The following is a 17,512-nucleotide window of genomic DNA, read 5'->3' on the forward strand; positions in this document are numbered from 1 at the left end:
TCCCCTGGAGACCTCATGAACAGCCTTCGTCAACTACGCATCGGACTGCGTCTCAGCCTCGCCTTCGGCGCCATGGCGCTCCTGATCGTCCTGATGGGTGGTTTCGCCGTGCTGAAGATGGGCACCATCAACGCCAGCACCGAAGAAATCGCCACCAACAGCATGCCCAGCATCCGCGCTCTCGGCGAAATCAACATCGCGATGAACGCCGCCCGCCGGTTCAGCCTGCGGCATGCGCTGGAGATCGAGGCCACCGGCAAGCAGTCCGCGGAAAGATCCCGCGATGAGTTGGTGAACACCACGGTGCCCCAGGCCCTGGCCACTTATGAAAAGCTGCTCTCGTCAGACGCAGAGCGGCAGCATTTCGCCGACACCAATGCCGCCTGGCAGGCTTATATCGCTGCCGACAAAGAGCTGCTCGCCATGTCCAATCAAGGCGAAGACAAGGCCGACCTGGCGGCCAAACTGGCCATCGGCCCGGCCGGCCAGGCTTTCGCCAAGGTCCTGGTGCCGCTGAACAAGGCCATCGAGCTCAACAACTCGGATGTCAACGACACCGAACAACACGCCCGCGCCACCTTCGAGGCGGCCCGCGACACCATGCTGGCCATCGCGGTGGCGACCGTGCTGCTGGCCGTCGCCATGGCCGTGGTCATCACCCGCTCCATTACCGGCCCGCTGAGCGAGGCGGTGCAGGCCGCCAACACCGTGGCCCAGGGTGACCTGACGGCCAACATCGCCGCCGAAGGCCGCGACGAAGCCGCCGACCTGCTGCGCAGCCTCAAGGCCATGAACGACCAGTTGCAGCAGGTGGTGGGCCAGGTGCGCAGCAGCAGCGAGAACATCGCCACCGGCTCGGCGCAGATCGCCACCGGCAACGCCGACCTGAGCCAGCGCACGGAAGAACAAGCCGCCAATCTGGAAGAAACCGCCGCCTCGATGGAAGAGCTGACCGCCACCGTCAAGACCAGCGCCGACACCGCCCGCCAGGCCACCCAGCTGGCCACGGCCGCCTGCGGCGCCGCCACGCGCGGCGGCGAGGTGGTGGGTCAGGTGGTGCACACGATGGACGAGATCACGGCCAGCAGCCGCAAGATTGGCGACATCATCGGCACCATCGACGGCATCGCCTTCCAGACCAACATCCTCGCGCTGAACGCCGCAGTGGAAGCCGCCCGCGCCGGCGAGCAAGGCCGCGGCTTTGCCGTGGTGGCTGGCGAGGTGCGCACGCTGGCCCAGCGTTCGGCCGAGGCCGCCCGCGAGATCAAGCAACTCATCGGCACCAGCGTGGAGAAGGTGGATGCCGGCTCACGCCTGGTGGCGGACGCCGGTGCACAGATGGACGACATCGTTGGCCAGGTGCGCCGCGTGGCCGACCTGATCAGCGAGATCAGTGCCGCAGCGGTCGAGCAGACCAGCGGCATCGGTCAGGTCAACAACGCCATCGGCCAGCTCGACCAGGTGACCCAGCAGAACGCAGCCCTGGTGGAAGAAAGCGCAGCCGCCGCCGACAGCCTGAAGCAACAGGCCAAGCGCATGGTGGAAGTGGTCAGTGCCTTCAAGCTGCCCGGCCACAGCCACCAGGGCAGCCACGCAGCGACGCCGGCACCGGCCCACGTGCGCGCCGCCGCCGAGGTGCTTCGCCAGGTGGCCCGCCCCACGCCGGCACCCCGGCCTGCGCTCACCTCGGCGTCATCGGCTGCGAGCGCACCATGGCCCGCAGCCCCCGCTCCGATGCCGCCCGCCAACCACGGCAACGACGACTGGGAAAGCTTCTGATCAGCCCACGCTGGCCGGGCGCAAAACGCCCGGCAGCAAGCCCTGCCTGAAGCATTCAGTGATCAGCATGGCCGGTCCGTCCGGCGTGGCGATCACGTAGCTGCGCACGCTGCCCTCGTCGGGCTCGCCGCAGCGGCGCCACAGGTGGGGCCACAGCGGCTTCGCCTGGTCTTGAGACAAGGGCGCGCGCCGGATCCACAGCCGCTGCAGCAGGTGCCCGATCGGCAGACGGCCCGCCAGCAGGTCGTCGCGCACATCGGCCGGAGCCGTCGCCACGGCGATCCACGACAGGTTGTCCATCATCACCTCGCCGCAGTGCACCAGGCTCACGCAGCGTTCGATGAAGTGCGTACCGGGCAGGTGCGCATGCACCTCGGCCGGCACCTCGGTCGTCACGCACTGGTCATGCACGATCAATCGCACCGGCCCGCCGGCCCGGGTTTCGCACAGGCGGGTGGCCGAGCCATCTTGCGCCAGGTGCAGCGCCAGCCAGGGCGCAGCGGCCACGCGCTGCTCAGCGCTCAGGCCATCCAGAAACCGGCGCCGCTGCACACCCACCTCACTCGACAAGCTCACAGCGCATCCAGCGCGCGCTGCGCGAAGTTGAACTCGTTGAAGCCGCGCACACCGGTGTCCACCGCCTTGCGCAGCCACTGCTTCGCCTGCGCCTTGTCGCCATCGAGCAGGGCCTTCTGGCCGGCGTAGTAATACAGCTCGCACAGGCGGCCGGGGTCGGGCCGGCCATCGAGGCGGGCCGCCACCAGGGCCGTGTCCATCGTGGCCTCACCACGCAGGTAGTTCAGCACGGCCAGCGGCCAGCCGGGGTCGCGGCCGGTGGGCAGCAGCGCGTCGGTGCTGCGCTTGCCGTCATCCCCCGCCTTGCGGGCGCTGAGGTAGAGCCAGATCGCGCCGTAGCTGCGCTCCTGTTCGGTGCGGCTCTCCAGGATCTCGCGGAAGCGGGCCTGCGCATCGGTCGGGCGGTCCATGAAGTACAGCGAGTAAGCCTGGGTGTAGCGGGCGCCATCGTCAGTGCCACCCAATGCGAGCGCTTCGGTGGACAGGCGCAGCGCGTCGGCATCCTGGCGCCGCAGCAAGGCATTCACGGCCAGCGAGGCACGCAGCGGTGCGCTGTCAGGGATCAGGGCCAACGCGGCCTGCAAATCCTGCAAGCCCAGGTCCGGCTGGCCGAGGTGGTCTTGCTGGATGCCGCGCTGCATCAGCGCCTGGCCCCGCAGCTTCGGGCTCAGCCGGCCGCTGTCGAGCTGGGCATTCAGCACCAGCCGCTTGAAATGGGCATCGGCCATGTCACGCGACGCCACCTTCAGCTCGCCCGACTGCAGGCGCCGATCCAGCAGCCGGAGCTGCTCACGGAGGTTGTCCAGGCCCTTGGCGTCGATCGCCGCGAACTGGATGGTCTGGCCCAGGCGCACGAACGACTTGGTGACCTGCTCCAGATGCGCCGCCCAGTCGGCCGCGGCAATCCGGCCATTGCGCATCTGCAGCTCCGCCTCGACCTCCTGCGTGTTGGCGTCGCCGTTCTGGCGGAAGCGCAGCTCGTAGGCCTTCTGCCGGTCATCCGCGCGGGACGACGAGGGTTTGCCGAAGACTGGCTCGGCAAACTCGAAGCGCACCTTGTGGCGGAACAGACCCACCGAATTGATCTGCACGGGCCGGGTGCGGGCTGAGCGCTCGGTGACGCGCAGCGGGTCGGCGAGCGACATGAAACCGAACTCGCCGATCAGCGACTTCTCTTCCGGAAAGCGCCAGAACTCGGTCAGCTGGTAGCGCTGGGTCACGGTGACGGCGTTGCCGGCAGCCTGCTCTTCCAGCTGCAGCTCGCCCAACGGCGTGGCCATCGGGTAGGCCCGCAGGTAGTCGCCAACGAAGCTCTTCTGCAGCTCGGCCACGGGGGTCTGCGCGAAGAAGCTGCGGGCGCTCTCGGCATAGTCGCCCACATAAGTGATACGCGACACCAGTTGCACCGGGGCAGCGATGCGATCGACCACGAAGGTGTCCACCACCGACACGCGCAAGGCATCTTGCAGGCCCGGCAACGGCGTCAGGCCCTGCGTGGTGGGCGCCACCAGCAGCGCATGGCCCAGGCCCAGCGATTCGCGTTGCAGCACCGGGCCCTTCTGGTGCGAGCGGGTGGCGTCCAGCCACACCGGCTTGCCGTTGAGCGTGACCTGCGCGATGGCATGGTTGAAGGCCAGCGGACTGGGCAACAGCGTGTTGACGTCGTCGCGGTAGAGCGTGGACACCAGCGCCGGCGACGCCGGAATGTCCATCGCCCGCAGCAGCGCGCTCAGCAGGCCGGACTTGTCCTTGCAGTCGCCATAACGCTGGGCCAGCACCTTGCCCGGCGCCACTGGCAGGTGCGAGTTCTCGCCGATCTCGGTGCCGAAATAGCGCACCTCGGTCTGCACAAAATCCAGTGCCTTCTGGGCGCGTGCCAGCGGGTCCGGCCCGGCGTCCTGCATGATCTGGCGGGCCAGATCGGTCACGGCCTTGTCGGGTGCCCAGACGGGCGCAAAGAGCTGCTCGGCCCAACGCGCCACCTCGGCCCAGTCACCGAATTCACTGAACTGGATCTGGTCTTCCAGGAAGCTCGACGCCGGCGCCAGGTTGTCTGCGCTCCAGGCCGGCACCCGCAGACGGCGGAACACGGTTTCACGCACGCCAGCGGCTTCACTGCTGCTGACGCTGATGCGGGCCGGTTCGACGCGGTGGCGGATCTGCCGCGCAGCGGGCGCCAGCAGCCGGTACTCGAACTGGGCCGTCGGGCCCTTCGAATTCAGCGACCACTCCTGGTCGAAGAACTTGCCGTTGAACACCGGGTTGTCGCCGATGACGCTGTAGACCAGATCGACCTTGTCGCCCACCCGCACATCGTCGAGCACCAGCGACGCCGTCTTGCGGCCATCCACCATCTGCCATTCCAGCCGGGTTTCGCGCTGCAGCATCTGCACCTTGGCAGGGTCCAGGCGGTTCAGGCGCTGCTGCCCGCGCAGCACTTCCAGCCGGTGAAACACCAGGCGCTGGTAGCTGGGGTCGAAGTCGATCTGGATCTGCGCGCCCTGCTCCAGGCCGGCGGTCTCGGTGATCTGCCGCAGCGAGCGCAGGTAGCGCTGCACCTCGCCACGTTCACTGATGCGGGTCTGGAAGTCGCGCATCAGGAACTGCACCGGCGCGTTGTCCATCGTGGCTGCCGGGTCGGCCGCCACGGGCTTGACCCAGGCCGGCACGGTCTCGATCGTGAAGCCCCGCGCCTGTGCTGCGGCGCTGCCCTTGGGTTGCGGTTTGGCAGCCGCCTTTGATGCGGGGCCCGAGCCGGCGTTGGCCGGGTCTGCGGCACTTGCCGTGCCGATGCTCAGGGCCACGGCCAGTCCAGCCACCAACGGCCATGCCGCACCACGCGACAAGCGCCGGAACTTCGAATTCAACATCGATCGACAACTCCCTGATGATCTTCCGGGCCCATGTCCCTTGCTCGTGGCGAGGGCGGCCGGTGCACCCAGTGTAGAAGCACCCGAGCGCCCGGCATGGCCAGCTCATGATCATCGTCAAGGCACCGTCAGGCGCCTGTTGCACACTGTCACCGTGAGCGCCAGCACCATCATTCCCATCCATGCCGCCAACACCGCGGCCCACCAGGACCACGACGGCTGCAGCGCCTGCCTCGACAGCGCCGCCGGCCCGGTCTGCCGCAGTGACATCGGTGCGCCCTGCATCACCCCGGCCCTGCACGGCCCCGCTGAAGAGCTGCAGCGGGTGATGCAGGCGCTGGACCAGGCCCTGGCCGTGCGCACTGACGGCGGCCTGGGCGCCAGCGGCCTGATCCATTCACTGCGACTGGCCGATGGCGAGGTGGAGCTGATACTCACGGTGGCACCCCGGTGTGGTGGCGCCCGGCTGGCCGACAGCGCATTTCAAGCCCTGCGGCGCCTGCTGCCCGACACCGACATTTACGTCCGTCACGCCTGCTGACGGCGCAACACCCGGCCAGCGCACAGCCTGGCACGACGCTTGCGCGCATACTCGCGCACACCATTTCCTCATTCCAGCGCCCCAAGACGGGGAGCACAGCGCCGCGGAGCCGCCCCATGATCCGCATCCAGCTACAGGTGGACCTGAATTACGAGATCGATGCCTTTGGCGCCGACTTCGTCTTCAACATCCACGCGGCCCACACCGCGCACCAGACCGTCACCCAGGAACGCCTGGACATCAGCCAGCCCGTTGTCAGCCAGCTGCACACCGAGGCCGGCACCGGCAACCGCATCCTGCGCCTGCATGCCGGCCCCGGCCCGCTGCGCGTGAGCTACAGCGCCACGGTCGATCTGCACCATTACCGTGCCGACCCTTCCCAATTGCCCGAAGTACCGGTGCGCCGGCTGCCGCCTGAAGTCATCGGCTACATCTACCCCAGCCGCTATTGCCAGTCGGATCGGCTGCTGCGACTTGCGGCCAACGAGTTCGGCAAGCTCTGGCAGGGCCACAGCCGGGTGCAGGCCATCCAGGACTGGGTGCAGCGCCATGTGGCCTTCACCTCGAACACCACCAATGCCAGCACCTCGGCAGTCGACACGCTGATCGAGCAGGTGGGCGTGTGCCGCGATTTTGCGCACCTGATGATCGCGCTATGCCGGGCCTTGAACATCCCGGCCCGCTTCGCCACCGGCACCGATTTCGGCGCGAACCCAGAGCTGGGCCCGCCCGACTTCCATGCCTACGTCGAGGTGTTCCTCGGCGACCGCTGGTACATCTTCGATCCGTCAGGCACCGCCATCCCGATGGCCTTCGTGCGCTTCGGCACGGGCCGTGATGCGGCCGATTGCGCCTTCGCGACGATCTTCGGTGGTGTGCGTTCAGCCGCGCCGATCATCAACGCCTGGGCCGTAAATGACGCCGGCCAGGGCATGACGCTGCCGGTGCAGACACGCGAGGCGCTGTCGACCAGCGCTGCCATTCCACTGTCGCCGGGTTGAGCGCAGCGGGCCTGGTGCTCAGTGCTCGGTACTGCCACGGCCCAGCTGGTCGAGCGTGGCGCGCAGCTCTTCCAGTGAATACGGCTTGAGCACGAAGGGCAAGGAGCTGCCGGCGAGGGTTTTGGGCAGCTCGGAATCGGCCCAGCCGGAGGTCAGCACGATGTGCAGATCGGGGCATTCAGCGCGGGCCAGCCCGGCCAGCTGCAGGCCGTTGATGCCACCGGGCATCAGCAGGTCGGTGAACAACACGTCGTAGCGGGACGAGGTGTCGAGGATGGCCAGCGCGCTGATGCCGTCGGCACACTCGGTCACCTCGTGGCCCAGCGAGCGCAACATGGCCGCACCGATCATGCGGGCTGCATCGTCGTCCTCAACCATCAACACGCTCAAGCCGGCGGCCTCACTCCGTGCTGGCACCTTCGCGCCCTCGGGCAGCTGTGGCTCGGATGTGGGCGGCACCTCCGGCCCTGCCAGCGGCAGCGACAGCGTGAAGCAGGTGCCAACCCCACTGCGGCTGCGCACCGCCACCTGCCCGCCCAGCTGGTGCACCGAGGCCTGCACCATGGCCAGCCCCAGGCCCGACCCACGACCGCTGCCCTTGGTGGTGAAGAACGGATCGAAGATGCGGGCCAACGTGGCCTCGTCCATGCCGATGCCGTTGTCTTCCACGTCGATGCAGGCCATGCCGGGCAAGGCCGCATCCAGCCGGCTGCGCACGCTGAGCGCGCCGCCCTGCGGCATCGCGTCCTGCGCATTCAGGATGAGGTTGAGCAACGCGGCCTCCACCTGGGCGGCTTCGGCATCCAGCCAGCGGGCGCCGGGCGTGAGCTGCACGACCAGGCGTATGTCGTCGCGCAGCACCTGGCGCAACAACAGGCAAAGTTGCTGCATCACGCTGTCCAGATCGACCCGGCCGCGGGCGAGCAGCGGCGTCCGCGAAAAACCCAGCAAGCGCCGAACATGGCTGGTGCCGCGCGCGGCAGCGTCCCGGATGGCGTCCACCAGCGCCAGCAGCTCGGGCTGATCCGCCACCCGGGCCGCCAGCAACTCGGAGGCGCCCGACAAGGTGGTGAGCAGGTTGTTGAAGTCGTGGGCGATGCCGCCCGTCATCTCCCCGACTGCCCGCAGACGCTGGGCACTGACACGCTCCAGCTCACGGGCTCGCTCATCGGTGAGGTCATGCAGCACGCCCACCATGTGGGTCAGCTCGCCCCGTTCATTGCGCAGGGGCGCCAGCGCCACTCGGCACCAGAAGGTCGAGCCGTCGCGCCGATAGTTCAGCAGCTCCACCGTCACCGGGCGATGCTCATGCAACGCATCGCGCAGCTGCGCCACAGCCTCGGGCGCAGTGTCGGGCCCCTGCAGGAAGCGGCAGTTGCGGCCCAGGGCCTCGGCGGGCTGATAACCGGTGATGCGGCTGAAGCCAGTGTTCACGAAGCTCAAGGGCAGGTCGGGGACACGCGCATCGGCCACCACGATGCCCTCGTTCACGCTGGCAAGGATCAGGCTGTAGAGCTGCCGCTGCTCGTCGAAGTAGCGGCGCTGGTTCACCTCGCGCTGCACCGACACCCAGTAACGGAACCAGCCGTCGGCATCGGCCACCGGCGTGACCGAGAACTCCACCCAGAACTCGCTGCCGTCCTTGCGGTAATTCAGGATCTCGACACGCACCGGTTGCCAGGCCCGCAGGGCTTCACCGAGTCGGCGAACGGTGCAAGGGTCGGTGCGCGGGCCTTGCAGCAGCCGGGGCGAGCGGCCGAGCACGTCGGCCGGCGCGTAGCCCGTCATGCGGGTGAAGGCTGCATTCACATGGACGATGCGCGGACCAGGCTCGTCGAAGGGCTCGGCCTCGGTGATGAGAATGGCGTCATCGGTGTAGTCACCGATGCGCATCAGCAGATCGGACAGTGCAAAGCCTGCTTGCAACGGCGTGCCGGGGGGCGCGGGCGATGCCAACTGCGGCAGCGGGGATGAACTGGCGTCAGCTTTTGAGTGCATGAAGTCTCAATGGCAGCGATGCGGCATTTCCCCACGCGGCAAACGTCTGTGTCAAGCAGGGCGACTTCGGGCTTGCCACCGCCCGGCCTCGGCGTGTTCCCCGAGGCCCGGGGCCGTTCGACGCTGGCACACTGGCGGCATGCGTTTACCCAACCTCTTCCAAACCCGAAACGGGCGGTTCGCCGCCTTTTTCCTCCTCTACGTGACGGAGGGAATCCCGCTGGGCTTTGCCGCTACCGCGGTCGCCACCCAGTTGCGGCGTCAAGGCGTGGGGCCGGCCGAGATCGGCGCCTTCATCGGCCTGTTCTACCTGCCCTGGGCCTTCAAGTGGGCCTTCGGCCCGATCGTCGACGTGTTCGCGATCGAGCGCCTGGGCCGCCGCCGCGGCTGGATCCTCGGCACCCAGATCGTCATGGTGGCCACGCTGTTCGCCACGTCCTTCCTGAAGCTGCCTGAGCAGCTCTGGCTGTTCTCGGCCATCCTGCTGGTGCACAACACCTTCTCGGCCACCCAGGACGTGGCCATCGATGCCCTGGCCATCAACACGCTGGATGAGCAGGAACGCGCCACGGCCAGCGGCGTGATGTTCGCCGGCGCCAGCATCGGTCAGATGATCGGCGGCTCGGGCGCCTTGCTGGTGACCAGCTGGTTCGGCTTCCAGAGCAGCTTCTACTTCGTCTCGGCGGCCATCCTGCTGGTGACGCTTTTCGTGGTGCTGCCGATGAAGGAAGCGGCCACCCCGCCGCGGGTGCGCGCTGCGGGCTCGGCCATGGCCGCTGCGGGCCGCGAGATGCGTGAATTCGCCGTGACCGCCTTCAAGTCCTTCATGGGCACGCGCGGCGCGTTTGTCGGCCTGTTCATGTCGCTGCTGCCGCCCGGGGCCATGTGCCTGGGCCTGGCGCTGCAAAGCAACCTGGCCGTGGAACTGGGCATGGACGACGGCGCCGTGGCCACGATGAATTTCTGGTCCACGCTGATCGGCGCGGCCGGTTGCCTGTCGGGCGGCCTGATCGCCGACCGCTTCGACCGCCGCCACGCGCTGACCTGGTACATCCTGCTGATGAGCATCCCGGTGTTCGTGATGGCGCTGGTGCTGCAGCACTTCAACTGGATCATGCCGATCGCCCCGGATGCCGCCAAGCCCGATGTGCCCACCCTGCTGATGACCGCCTTCTGGGCCACCACGCTGGTCTACGCCTTCTTCAACGGCATGATGTATTCGGCCACCACGGCCATCTTCATGGACGTGACCAACCCGGTGGTGGCGGGCACGCAGTTCACCGCCTACATGGCGATGTTCAACCTGGCGATTTCCTACAGCGCCACCTGGCAAGGCATCTCGATCGAGGCCTGGGGCTACCCGGGCACGATGATCGTCGACGGCTTCTACGGCATGCTGTATCTGCTGGTGCTGCCCTTGACGCGCAAGCGCCCGGGTGACGTGGCTGCCGACAACGCGCTGGCCCCGGGCCGTGCCCGCAAGCTGGGTCTGGTTCTGGCCTTGCTGTGTCTGGCCTGGCTGCCGGTGCATGCGCTGGAAAGCCAGTTCGGCGCGGCCAAGGACATCGTCAACATCCTGTTCACCCTCGTCTTTATCGCCTCTGCGCTGTTCCTGCTGGCCGGTGCCGCCCTGCTGGGCGCAGTGGCCGGCCGGCTGACGCGCATCGGCGCGTGGTTCTCGCCGTTGCTGCTGCTGATGCAGGTGCGCAACTACCAGGACGGTCTGGCCGCCAAGCTGGGCGTGAGCACGCAGAGCCTGGGCGCCACGCTGGACATCTTCCTGTACGGCGTGCCACTGCTGGCCGCCGTGCTGCTGTGGCAGATGAGCCGCCATGCCTGGGCCGATCTGGCCATGCCGTCCACCACGGAAGGCGAGGCTGGTGACACCGCGCTGCCGGACGCCAAGCTGGCCGCTGCCAGCTGATATCCGCCCTCTCTCAGCCCACCAGGGCGCCCTCACCGGGCGCCCTTTTTTTCGTCTCGGCGATGCTCAGGCGTGGGCGGTGCTGGTGCTCGGGCCGTTGAGCAACAAGCCAAACACCAGCAAGTCGTGGCGCGCGCCGCCCCAGCGCCCGGCCTGGCGCAGCAAGCCTTCACGTACAAAACCCAGCCGCTCCAGCAGGGCGATGGACGGCGCATTGTCGGGGTGCACGGTGGCGTCCACGCGCTCCAGCTGCAGGCTCAGGCGCCCGTGTTGCAGCACGGCCTTCACGGCCTCGCTCATCAGGCCCTGTCCCTGGGCTGAGCGGGCGAGCTCATAACCCACGCCGGCGCTTTGCCAGCTGCGGTTCCAGCGGAACAGGCCGCAGCTGCCCAGCAAGGCGCCGTCCGAGCGCCGCACCACGCCCCAGCGCGTGGCGGGGGTGGCTTGCAGCCGGGCGGCGGCAAACGCCGCGATCAACTGCTCGACCTGCATCACCGAGGCCGGCGGGTCGGCGCCGAACCAGCGCATGGCGGCGGCATCGGCATGGATGGCGAACAGCGCCGGCGCATCGCCCGCCACCAGTTCACGCAGAACCAGCCGCGGCGTGTGCAAGACGGGAAATTCGCTGCTCATGGGGCGCATCTTACGCAGGGCACGGTGAGCCTTGGACGCATCGGCAACGCCGCTCATCGGCGCCAGCGCACGCTCGATCCGCCGTTTCCGCCATTCGTCGCACACCGCTGGCTGCACCCCGGCTGCCTGCGCAGAATTCATTCCATCGCAGGTTCAAACCTCTCCCCCACACCCCAGGAGCCCATCATGACCAAGACCACCGCCCGCACCGCTTTCGACACCGCCAACACCGCCGTTCGTTCGACCGCTGCCGCCCTGGCGCTGGTGGTCACGATGGGCCTGATGGGTGGCCTGAACGCCGTCGCCGACCAGCAATACGACCATGTGCTGGCCGCCCGGAGCGCCCAGGGCCCGACCCAGATGGTGCTGATCACCGGCCATCGCCCAGCCCGCGCCTGACCACCTGCTCCCACCTTTGATGCTTCCTCCAGGGCCCTGATCCGGCCTTCCGGCCCCGCCCCGTGCGGGGCCTTTTTTTGGGCGCCTCATGCGCGTCGCATCCTCCTCACGGCAACACCCACCACCGCCCTTGCTGCAAACCACGCCGCTGCACCAGTTGCGTCTGCGCTGGGCCTGGCTGGCACTGCGGCAGCGCCTGCGTCGCTGGGGCGTGTGGCTGATGAGCGCCCTGCTGCTGGCCAGCGTTGGCAGCAACGACCCGCTCGCAGCGGCCATCGGCCTGCTGGGTGGGCTGGCCATGCCCGCCATCACCTTGTTCAACCGCGGCGCCTGGGCCTGGCCCATCGTGCTGGCAGGCCATGTGGCGATGGGCCTGCTGCTGGTGCGCGCGGCGCGGCCGCTGCTCTGGCAAGACAGTTGGCGCGACACGCTTGCGGCCTGGCCCATTTCGCCCGAGGCCTGGCACCGCAGTGATCGCCGCCTGTTGATGCGGGTGCTCGCGCCCTGGTGGGCCTCGCTGGGCAGCGGCGCTGCTGTCTGGGTGCCGCTGCAGTGGCCGCAGCCGGACGGACCTGTGCGCCTCTTGTCCGGGGTGGTCTTGATGGCGGTGTCCGGGGCGGGCAGTGTCTGGCTCGGCAGCCGGATGCTGGTGGCCTGGCGCAGCGGCTCACCGAACGCGCCTGTCGCGCAGTCCACCACGTCACGCCGCCGGTTCAGCCCGCCGTGGGCAGGCTGGCGCTGGGCCCTGCTCTGGCAACCGCTGTGGCGCGGGCCGGCGCAAGCGCTGGGCCGCTGGCTGCTGGTGGCTGCTCTGGCACCGGTCTCGGTGGCGGTGGTGTTGACGGTGCTGGCCACACACCCCGCCGGGCCCAACTGGGCACTGGCCGCCGCCGGCCTGCTCCTCTGGGTGTGGGTGGGCCGGGCGCAGGCCTTGTCCCGCGCCCTGCTATCACCGCTGTTGCTCACGGCCGCTTCGGTGTGGCCCCTGCCCCTGCACCGCCTCGAAGCCGCGCGGCGCCATCAACTGATGCTGGCCGCGGCCGCCGGCGGCCTGTGCACCGTGCTGAGCCTGATGGCCTGTGCGCCTGCGCCCCTGCGCAGCGGGGTGTTGCTGGCCTGGTGCGCTTGCTGGACGTCCCTGAGCCTGCTGGAAATCAGCAGCCACCCCCAAGCCACAGGCGACCATGCCGCCCGCTGGTGGTTCGGCCTGGTCTTGTTGCTGGCCTTGAGTTCGGAGATCACCCCATGAGCGCCCAACTGCTGATCAACGATCTGGTGTTTGGCTGGCCCGGCCGCCCGCTTTTTGCCGGCTGGAGCAGCCATGTCGAGGCTGGCGTGACCTGGCTGCAAGGCCCCAACGGTTGCGGCAAATCGACCTTGCTGAAGCTGCTGGCCGGCGCCTTGCCGATGGCCCATGGCAGCGCGCGCCTGCGCCTGCCGGGTCAGCCCGAGATGCAAGCGGCAGACGACCCGCTGGCCTGGCGGCAGCAAGTGGTGTGGAGCGGCCCTGACGGCCCGCCCTTCACCCACCTGACTGCGGCCGAACAGGGCGGCTTGCTGCAGCAGCTGTACCCGGCCTTCGATGCCAAAGCCTGGCACGCCGCCGTGGATGCGCTGGGCCTGTGGCCGGCCCTCGGGCAAACCGTGGCGGAGCTGTCGAGCGGCACGCGGCGCAAGGTCGGGCTCGCAGGTGCACTGGCGATCGCAGCGCCGGTGCTGCTGCTGGACGAGCCGCTGGCGGCGCTGGACGCCGCCTCGATGGCTTATGTGCGGCAGGTGCTGGAGACCGAACTAGCGGCTGCACGCCGCATCGTTTTGGTGGTCAGCCATGAGCCGGTGCCGGCCTCCCGGGTGCAGATCATCCGGGCTGCCGGCGACTGATCACGCTGCTTCGTCGCTTCGTCGCTCAGGGCGTGCAAGGGGCCGGGGCGACTCCTAAAGTGCACTCATCGAACAACGCCTGACGCACCCCAAGGAGCCCACCATGACCCGCTTTGCAGCCCCCACGTCGCTGACCACTTCGCAGACCACCCACACCGCCCCGTTGAGCACGCCTGTGGCGGTACGCGCCAGCGCACTGGCCCTGGCGATGGTCGTCACGTTCAGCGTGCTGGCCGGTCTGGGCGGCACGGCGGATCACCAGTTTGATTCGGCCGTGATGGCCCAGGGCCGCAGCTGCAGCCCGGGCGTGGCGCTCTGGGTGAAGCCCGCCACGCCGCGGGCCTGATCAGCGGCCGCGCTCGCGGCCCGCTTCGATCAAGGCAAACAGGCGGGCACCGCGCATCCACGCGGTCAGCACCACCAGCGCCAGGCCCAGCAGCACGGCAGCCGACACACCCAGCACGCCGACAGGCGCAGCGTGCAAGCGCAGCAGCGCGAGCAGCCCCAGCCCCGCCAGCGCGGGCAGGCTGATCAGCAGATACACCCACAGGCCACGGCCACGCTGGCCGAGCAACAGGCGCCAGCCGCGCCACCAGGCCACCACGGCCGAGCGCGCATGCGGGTTCAGCGCCAGCACCGCACGGCCGGCGTCCAGGCTGGCCTGCGCCACCAGCACCAGCAAGGCCGTGAAGCCCAGCGCCAGGTGCTGCAACAGCTCACCATCGGCCTCCAGCGTGGCCGAGGCGCCGTGTTCACCGGCGGCGTCCAGCAGCACGCCGCCCAGGCCTGCCGCGATGCCCAGCGGCACCACCGACCACAGCAGCATGCGGCCCAGCCGGCCGTACTCGCGCCAGCCGCCCAGGAACAGATCCCCCATGCCCAGCGGGCGGTTGGCCCGCGCCGAGGTGACGAGCAGGCCGGTCAGCCAAGGCGACAGCAACAACGTCAGCAGCAAACCGGCGAGGCCCAGATCGACCGCCGAAAAGCGTTGCTTCTCCAGACCGGCCAGTGCTTCCACCAGCATCGCCGGGTCGAAGTTCAAGGCCAGCGCCGACGACGCCAGCGCATGGTTGAGCAGGCCGCTAAAGGCGCGCCACAGCGGCAGCACCACCAGCAAGGTGGGCAGCGCCAGCGCCAGCACCCACCACAGCAACAGGCGCCATTGCAGCGCGGCACCGGCCGCGCGGCGCCACAAGACCAGGATCGACTTCATAGCGTGGCCACCAAGGCAAACAGGGTGTGAATCAGGCTGGCCCCTTCCAGGGTCCAGCGCGTGGAGGCGACACGATCAGCCTTGACCGTGCGTCCGTTGTCCAGCAGGCGCGTGTCCATCAGGTTCTGCTTGAGCGGGTCGAGCTCGGCCGACACCAGCTTGGCCGGCTTGACCACGCTGAAGCGCTTCCAGCGGCTGTCGTCTGCCCAGCTGAATCGCTCTACGGTGCCGTCTTCGAAACGCAGCACCACCGTCTGCGGCACGGCGATGCCGGCACGTCGCACCTCCACCGTGCTGCGCCACGGGAACGGCCCGTCGTCCTTCTTCGCGTTCGGGTTCGCCTTTTTCCAGGCCTTGCGCAACTCGGACACGCGCTTGTCGACGTCCTCGCTGGTCAGCTCCTTCCAGCCGCCGGGGCCGGCGCTGGTGCCGGCCTGCAGGGGCAGCTCTTCTTCGCTGACGATCTTCTCGATGCGGTCGTCAACCCGGCTGGCCGCATACACATGGCGGTTGAAGATGGCGGCCACCACGTCCGGCTTGCCGCTGGACTGCGACAGGCTGGCCTGCAGGTCGGCGATGCCGGGGTGGCGGAACTTCCAGGTCTGGTAGTAGGCCTTGAAGGCCTTTTCCGTGGCTTCCTTGCCCAGCTGCGCTTCCAGGTCGCGCATGGCGCTGGCGGTGCGGGCATAGACGCTGCCGTAGCTGCCGCTGGAATGGCGGTGCCAGGAGTTGGCGCCCAGCGGGTCCAGCGGCTCGCCCAGTACGCCTTGCAGGCGCTCGAAGGCGAATGCGTCGATCTGGCTGCCCAGGCCCAGCTTGCGCAGGAAGGCCGTGGTCAGCGGAATCTGCTGGCCGCGGTCGCGGATCATGCGCAGGTTCCAGTACTCGTTCAGGCCTTCGTCGAGCATCGGCTCTTCAAACTCGTTGGAGCCGAGGATGCCGTAGAAGTAGCCATGGCCGAATTCGTGGATGGTCACGAAGTCGAGCTGGTAGCCGTTCATCGTGCCGGCGTCCGAGTTGGCATAGCTGCTGGCGGTGAAGAACGTCGGGTACTCCATGCCGCCGGCTTCTTCGGCATTCCAGGGCGGCACCACCGCGGTCACCGTCTTGTACGGATAGCGGCCCAGCGTGTCGGAGAAGTAGGTCAGCGAGTCGAGCGTGGCCTTCAGCACCGGCTGCGCGTTCTGCGCGTACTCGGGCGGGAACAGCACCGTCACCTTCACCTCCGGCGCATCGGGCGCGTGGCGCCAGGTGGCGGTCAGGGGCTCGGCAAAGCGCTTGTCGGCGGTCCAGGCGAAGTCGTGCACGTCGCCCTGCACGAAGCGCTGGGTGACCCAGCCGTCCTGTTCAACCGGCGCGCCCTGCGGCTCACCGGTGGCGCCGACGCGGTAGCCCTTGGGTACCGTGATCGCCACATCGAACAGGCCGTAATCGGCGAAGAACTCGCTGTGCATGTGGAACTCATGCGCGTTCCAGCGCGGCGCCGTCAGGCCCCGCTCGCCGGGCAATTCCAGCACGGCGATCTTCGGGAACCACTGGCCCACCAGGTGGAAGCTGCCGAAGTGGCCGGTGCGGGCCAGCACGCGCGGCAACTTCGCATTGAAGTCGATGTTCAGCGCGGTGGAGGCGCCGGGCGCCACCGCCTGCGGCAGGTCCATACGCACCACGGTGTGGTCGGTCGACGGGCCGCCATCAGGCTGCACGAAGTGCCAGGGCACCGCCTGGCCGGCCTGCTTCACGGAGGTCATCTGGATGTGACCCCAGTCGCCGTCCTTCACGTCCACATCGCTGCGGAAGCCGAAGCCCAGGCGCCGCTTCTCGGTCATGAAGGTGCTGCCCTGGCCCTCGAAGGCATTCAGGTAGAGGTGCACGTACACCGAGCGCACCGGCACGGCGCTGCGGTTGCGCCAGGTGAGCTGCTGGCGGCCATCGAGCGTGTGCTTGTCGGGGTCGAGCTTGGCCTCGATGCGGTACTCGACCACGCGGTCAGACAGCGTGGCCTGCTGGTCGGTGCGCGGACCGCCCCAGGCGTTGGCGGCGCTGGGCACCGTCACGAAGGCCGCGTCGGCCGTGGCCAGCGGAATGCCGTCGAGCGACGGCGGCACGGCGGAGGCCGCAGGTGCCACCACGGGCACAACAGATGCGGATGTGGCGGTGGACAGATCACCCGGATCACGGGTCTTCCACCAAACCACCCCTGCCACCACGATCAGCAAGGCCGATAGGCCGCCGATCTGCAGAGTTTTACGACGGGACATGTCAATCCAGCTCATGAGAAAGGGTGGTGGCATGTTAGGGGCGTTCGAGGGTGTTGTGAGACCACCCCGATGGCCGAGGCACCGAGGGGATTCACCCAGATGCGCCCGTGCAACGGCCTAAACTTGCGCGCCATGTACCTGATCCTGCTGACCTACATCCGCCCGCTGCCTGAAGTGGAGGCCGTGCTCGAAGCCCACCGCGCCTACCTGCGTGAGGCGCCCGAGGCTGCCAGCATCGTGCTGACCGGGCGCAAGGCCACCCGCGACGGCGGGCTGGTGATGCTGCGGGCACCCAGCCGCGCCGCCGTCGACGACTTCATCGTCCGCGACCCGTACGCCACCGCAGGTGTGGCCGCGTTCGAGGTGATCGAGTTCGACGTGGCCCAGGTGGGCGCGGGGCTGGAAGCGCTGAAGGGTTGAACCCGGCCGGGCCGGAGGC

General features: G+C 68.6%; 15 protein-coding genes. 9 read left to right on the plus strand and 6 right to left on the minus strand.

Annotation, left to right across the window (positions count from 1 at the left end):
• Nucleotides 1-15: 15 nt before the first annotated feature.
• Nucleotides 16-1,779 (plus strand): methyl-accepting chemotaxis protein, encoded by a 1,764-nt coding sequence (locus AACH00_RS03950; RefSeq protein WP_341397690.1) that lies wholly within the window; start codon nt 16-18, stop codon nt 1,777-1,779.
• On the opposite strand, the gene AACH00_RS03955 is transcribed toward AACH00_RS03950, so the two are convergent.
• A complete protein-coding gene (locus AACH00_RS03955; RefSeq protein WP_341397692.1) occupies nt 1,780-2,355 on the minus strand; it encodes a chorismate--pyruvate lyase family protein in 576 nt (191 codons plus the stop codon).
• On the minus strand, nt 2,352-5,225 hold the full coding sequence (locus AACH00_RS03960) for a DUF3857 domain-containing protein (RefSeq protein ID WP_341397694.1): 2,874 nt from the start codon (nt 5,223-5,225) through the stop codon (nt 2,352-2,354). The genes AACH00_RS03955 and AACH00_RS03960 overlap by 4 nt, the downstream gene beginning before the upstream one ends.
• A 154-nt stretch (nt 5,226-5,379) precedes the next feature.
• Here AACH00_RS03960 and AACH00_RS03965 point away from each other — a divergent pair, with 154 nt between their 5' ends.
• Nucleotides 5,380-5,766 (plus strand): hypothetical protein, encoded by a 387-nt coding sequence (locus AACH00_RS03965; RefSeq protein ID WP_341397695.1) that lies wholly within the window; start codon nt 5,380-5,382, stop codon nt 5,764-5,766.
• Nucleotides 5,767-5,882: 116 nt separating this feature from the next.
• A complete protein-coding gene (locus AACH00_RS03970) occupies nt 5,883-6,767 on the plus strand; it encodes a transglutaminase-like domain-containing protein (RefSeq protein WP_341397697.1) in 885 nt (294 codons plus the stop codon).
• An 18-nt stretch (nt 6,768-6,785) separates the two neighbouring features.
• On the opposite strand, the gene AACH00_RS03975 is transcribed toward AACH00_RS03970, so the two are convergent.
• Nucleotides 6,786-8,765 carry a hybrid sensor histidine kinase/response regulator gene (locus AACH00_RS03975; RefSeq protein ID WP_341397699.1) on the minus strand — a complete coding sequence of 660 codons (1,980 nt, stop codon included), beginning with the start codon at nt 8,763-8,765 and terminating at the stop codon, nt 6,786-6,788.
• Between the two features lie 139 nt (nt 8,766-8,904).
• Here AACH00_RS03975 and AACH00_RS03980 point away from each other — a divergent pair, with 139 nt between their 5' ends.
• A complete protein-coding gene (locus AACH00_RS03980; protein ID WP_341397701.1) occupies nt 8,905-10,689 on the plus strand; it encodes an MFS transporter in 1,785 nt (594 codons plus the stop codon).
• Between the two features lie 66 nt (nt 10,690-10,755).
• On the opposite strand, the gene AACH00_RS03985 is transcribed toward AACH00_RS03980, so the two are convergent.
• Nucleotides 10,756-11,322 (minus strand): GNAT family N-acetyltransferase, encoded by a 567-nt coding sequence (locus AACH00_RS03985; RefSeq protein ID WP_341397702.1) that lies wholly within the window; start codon nt 11,320-11,322, stop codon nt 10,756-10,758.
• A 186-nt stretch (nt 11,323-11,508) separates the two neighbouring features.
• Here AACH00_RS03985 and AACH00_RS03990 point away from each other — a divergent pair, with 186 nt between their 5' ends.
• From AACH00_RS03990 to AACH00_RS04005, 4 genes are all read left to right on the plus strand, one after another.
• Nucleotides 11,509-11,721 (plus strand): hypothetical protein, encoded by a 213-nt coding sequence (locus AACH00_RS03990; RefSeq protein WP_341397703.1) that lies wholly within the window; start codon nt 11,509-11,511, stop codon nt 11,719-11,721.
• Between the two features lie 88 nt (nt 11,722-11,809).
• Nucleotides 11,810-12,970 carry a hypothetical protein gene (locus tag AACH00_RS03995; protein ID WP_341397704.1) on the plus strand — a complete coding sequence of 387 codons (1,161 nt, stop codon included), beginning with the start codon at nt 11,810-11,812 and terminating at the stop codon, nt 12,968-12,970.
• Nucleotides 12,967-13,602, plus strand: coding sequence for an ABC transporter ATP-binding protein (locus AACH00_RS04000; RefSeq protein ID WP_341397706.1), 636 nt, complete (start codon nt 12,967-12,969; stop codon nt 13,600-13,602). Before AACH00_RS03995 ends, AACH00_RS04000 begins: the two co-directional genes overlap by 4 nt.
• 103 nt (nt 13,603-13,705) lie before the next feature.
• The gene (locus AACH00_RS04005) at nt 13,706-13,948 is read left to right on the plus strand and encodes a hypothetical protein (RefSeq protein ID WP_341397707.1); all 243 of its coding nucleotides are present in this window, start codon (nt 13,706-13,708) and stop codon (nt 13,946-13,948) included.
• On the opposite strand, the gene AACH00_RS04010 is transcribed toward AACH00_RS04005, so the two are convergent.
• Both AACH00_RS04010 and AACH00_RS04015 read right to left on the minus strand, forming a co-directional pair.
• Nucleotides 13,949-14,815, minus strand: coding sequence for a hypothetical protein (locus AACH00_RS04010; RefSeq protein ID WP_341397708.1), 867 nt, complete (start codon nt 14,813-14,815; stop codon nt 13,949-13,951).
• Nucleotides 14,812-17,073 (minus strand): M1 family metallopeptidase, encoded by a 2,262-nt coding sequence (locus tag AACH00_RS04015; protein ID WP_341397710.1) that lies wholly within the window; start codon nt 17,071-17,073, stop codon nt 14,812-14,814. The genes AACH00_RS04010 and AACH00_RS04015 overlap by 4 nt, the downstream gene beginning before the upstream one ends.
• Nucleotides 17,074-17,205: 132 nt before the next feature.
• Between AACH00_RS04015 and AACH00_RS04020 the strand changes: the two genes are divergently transcribed.
• Nucleotides 17,206-17,493 carry a YciI family protein gene (locus AACH00_RS04020; RefSeq protein WP_341397712.1) on the plus strand — a complete coding sequence of 96 codons (288 nt, stop codon included), beginning with the start codon at nt 17,206-17,208 and terminating at the stop codon, nt 17,491-17,493.
• The last annotated feature ends 19 nt before the right edge of the window (nt 17,494-17,512 follow it).

Source organism: Ideonella margarita (assembly GCF_038066635.1).
In the GTDB taxonomy this organism is placed as follows: Bacteria; Pseudomonadota; Gammaproteobacteria; order Burkholderiales; family Burkholderiaceae_C; genus Ideonella; species Ideonella margarita.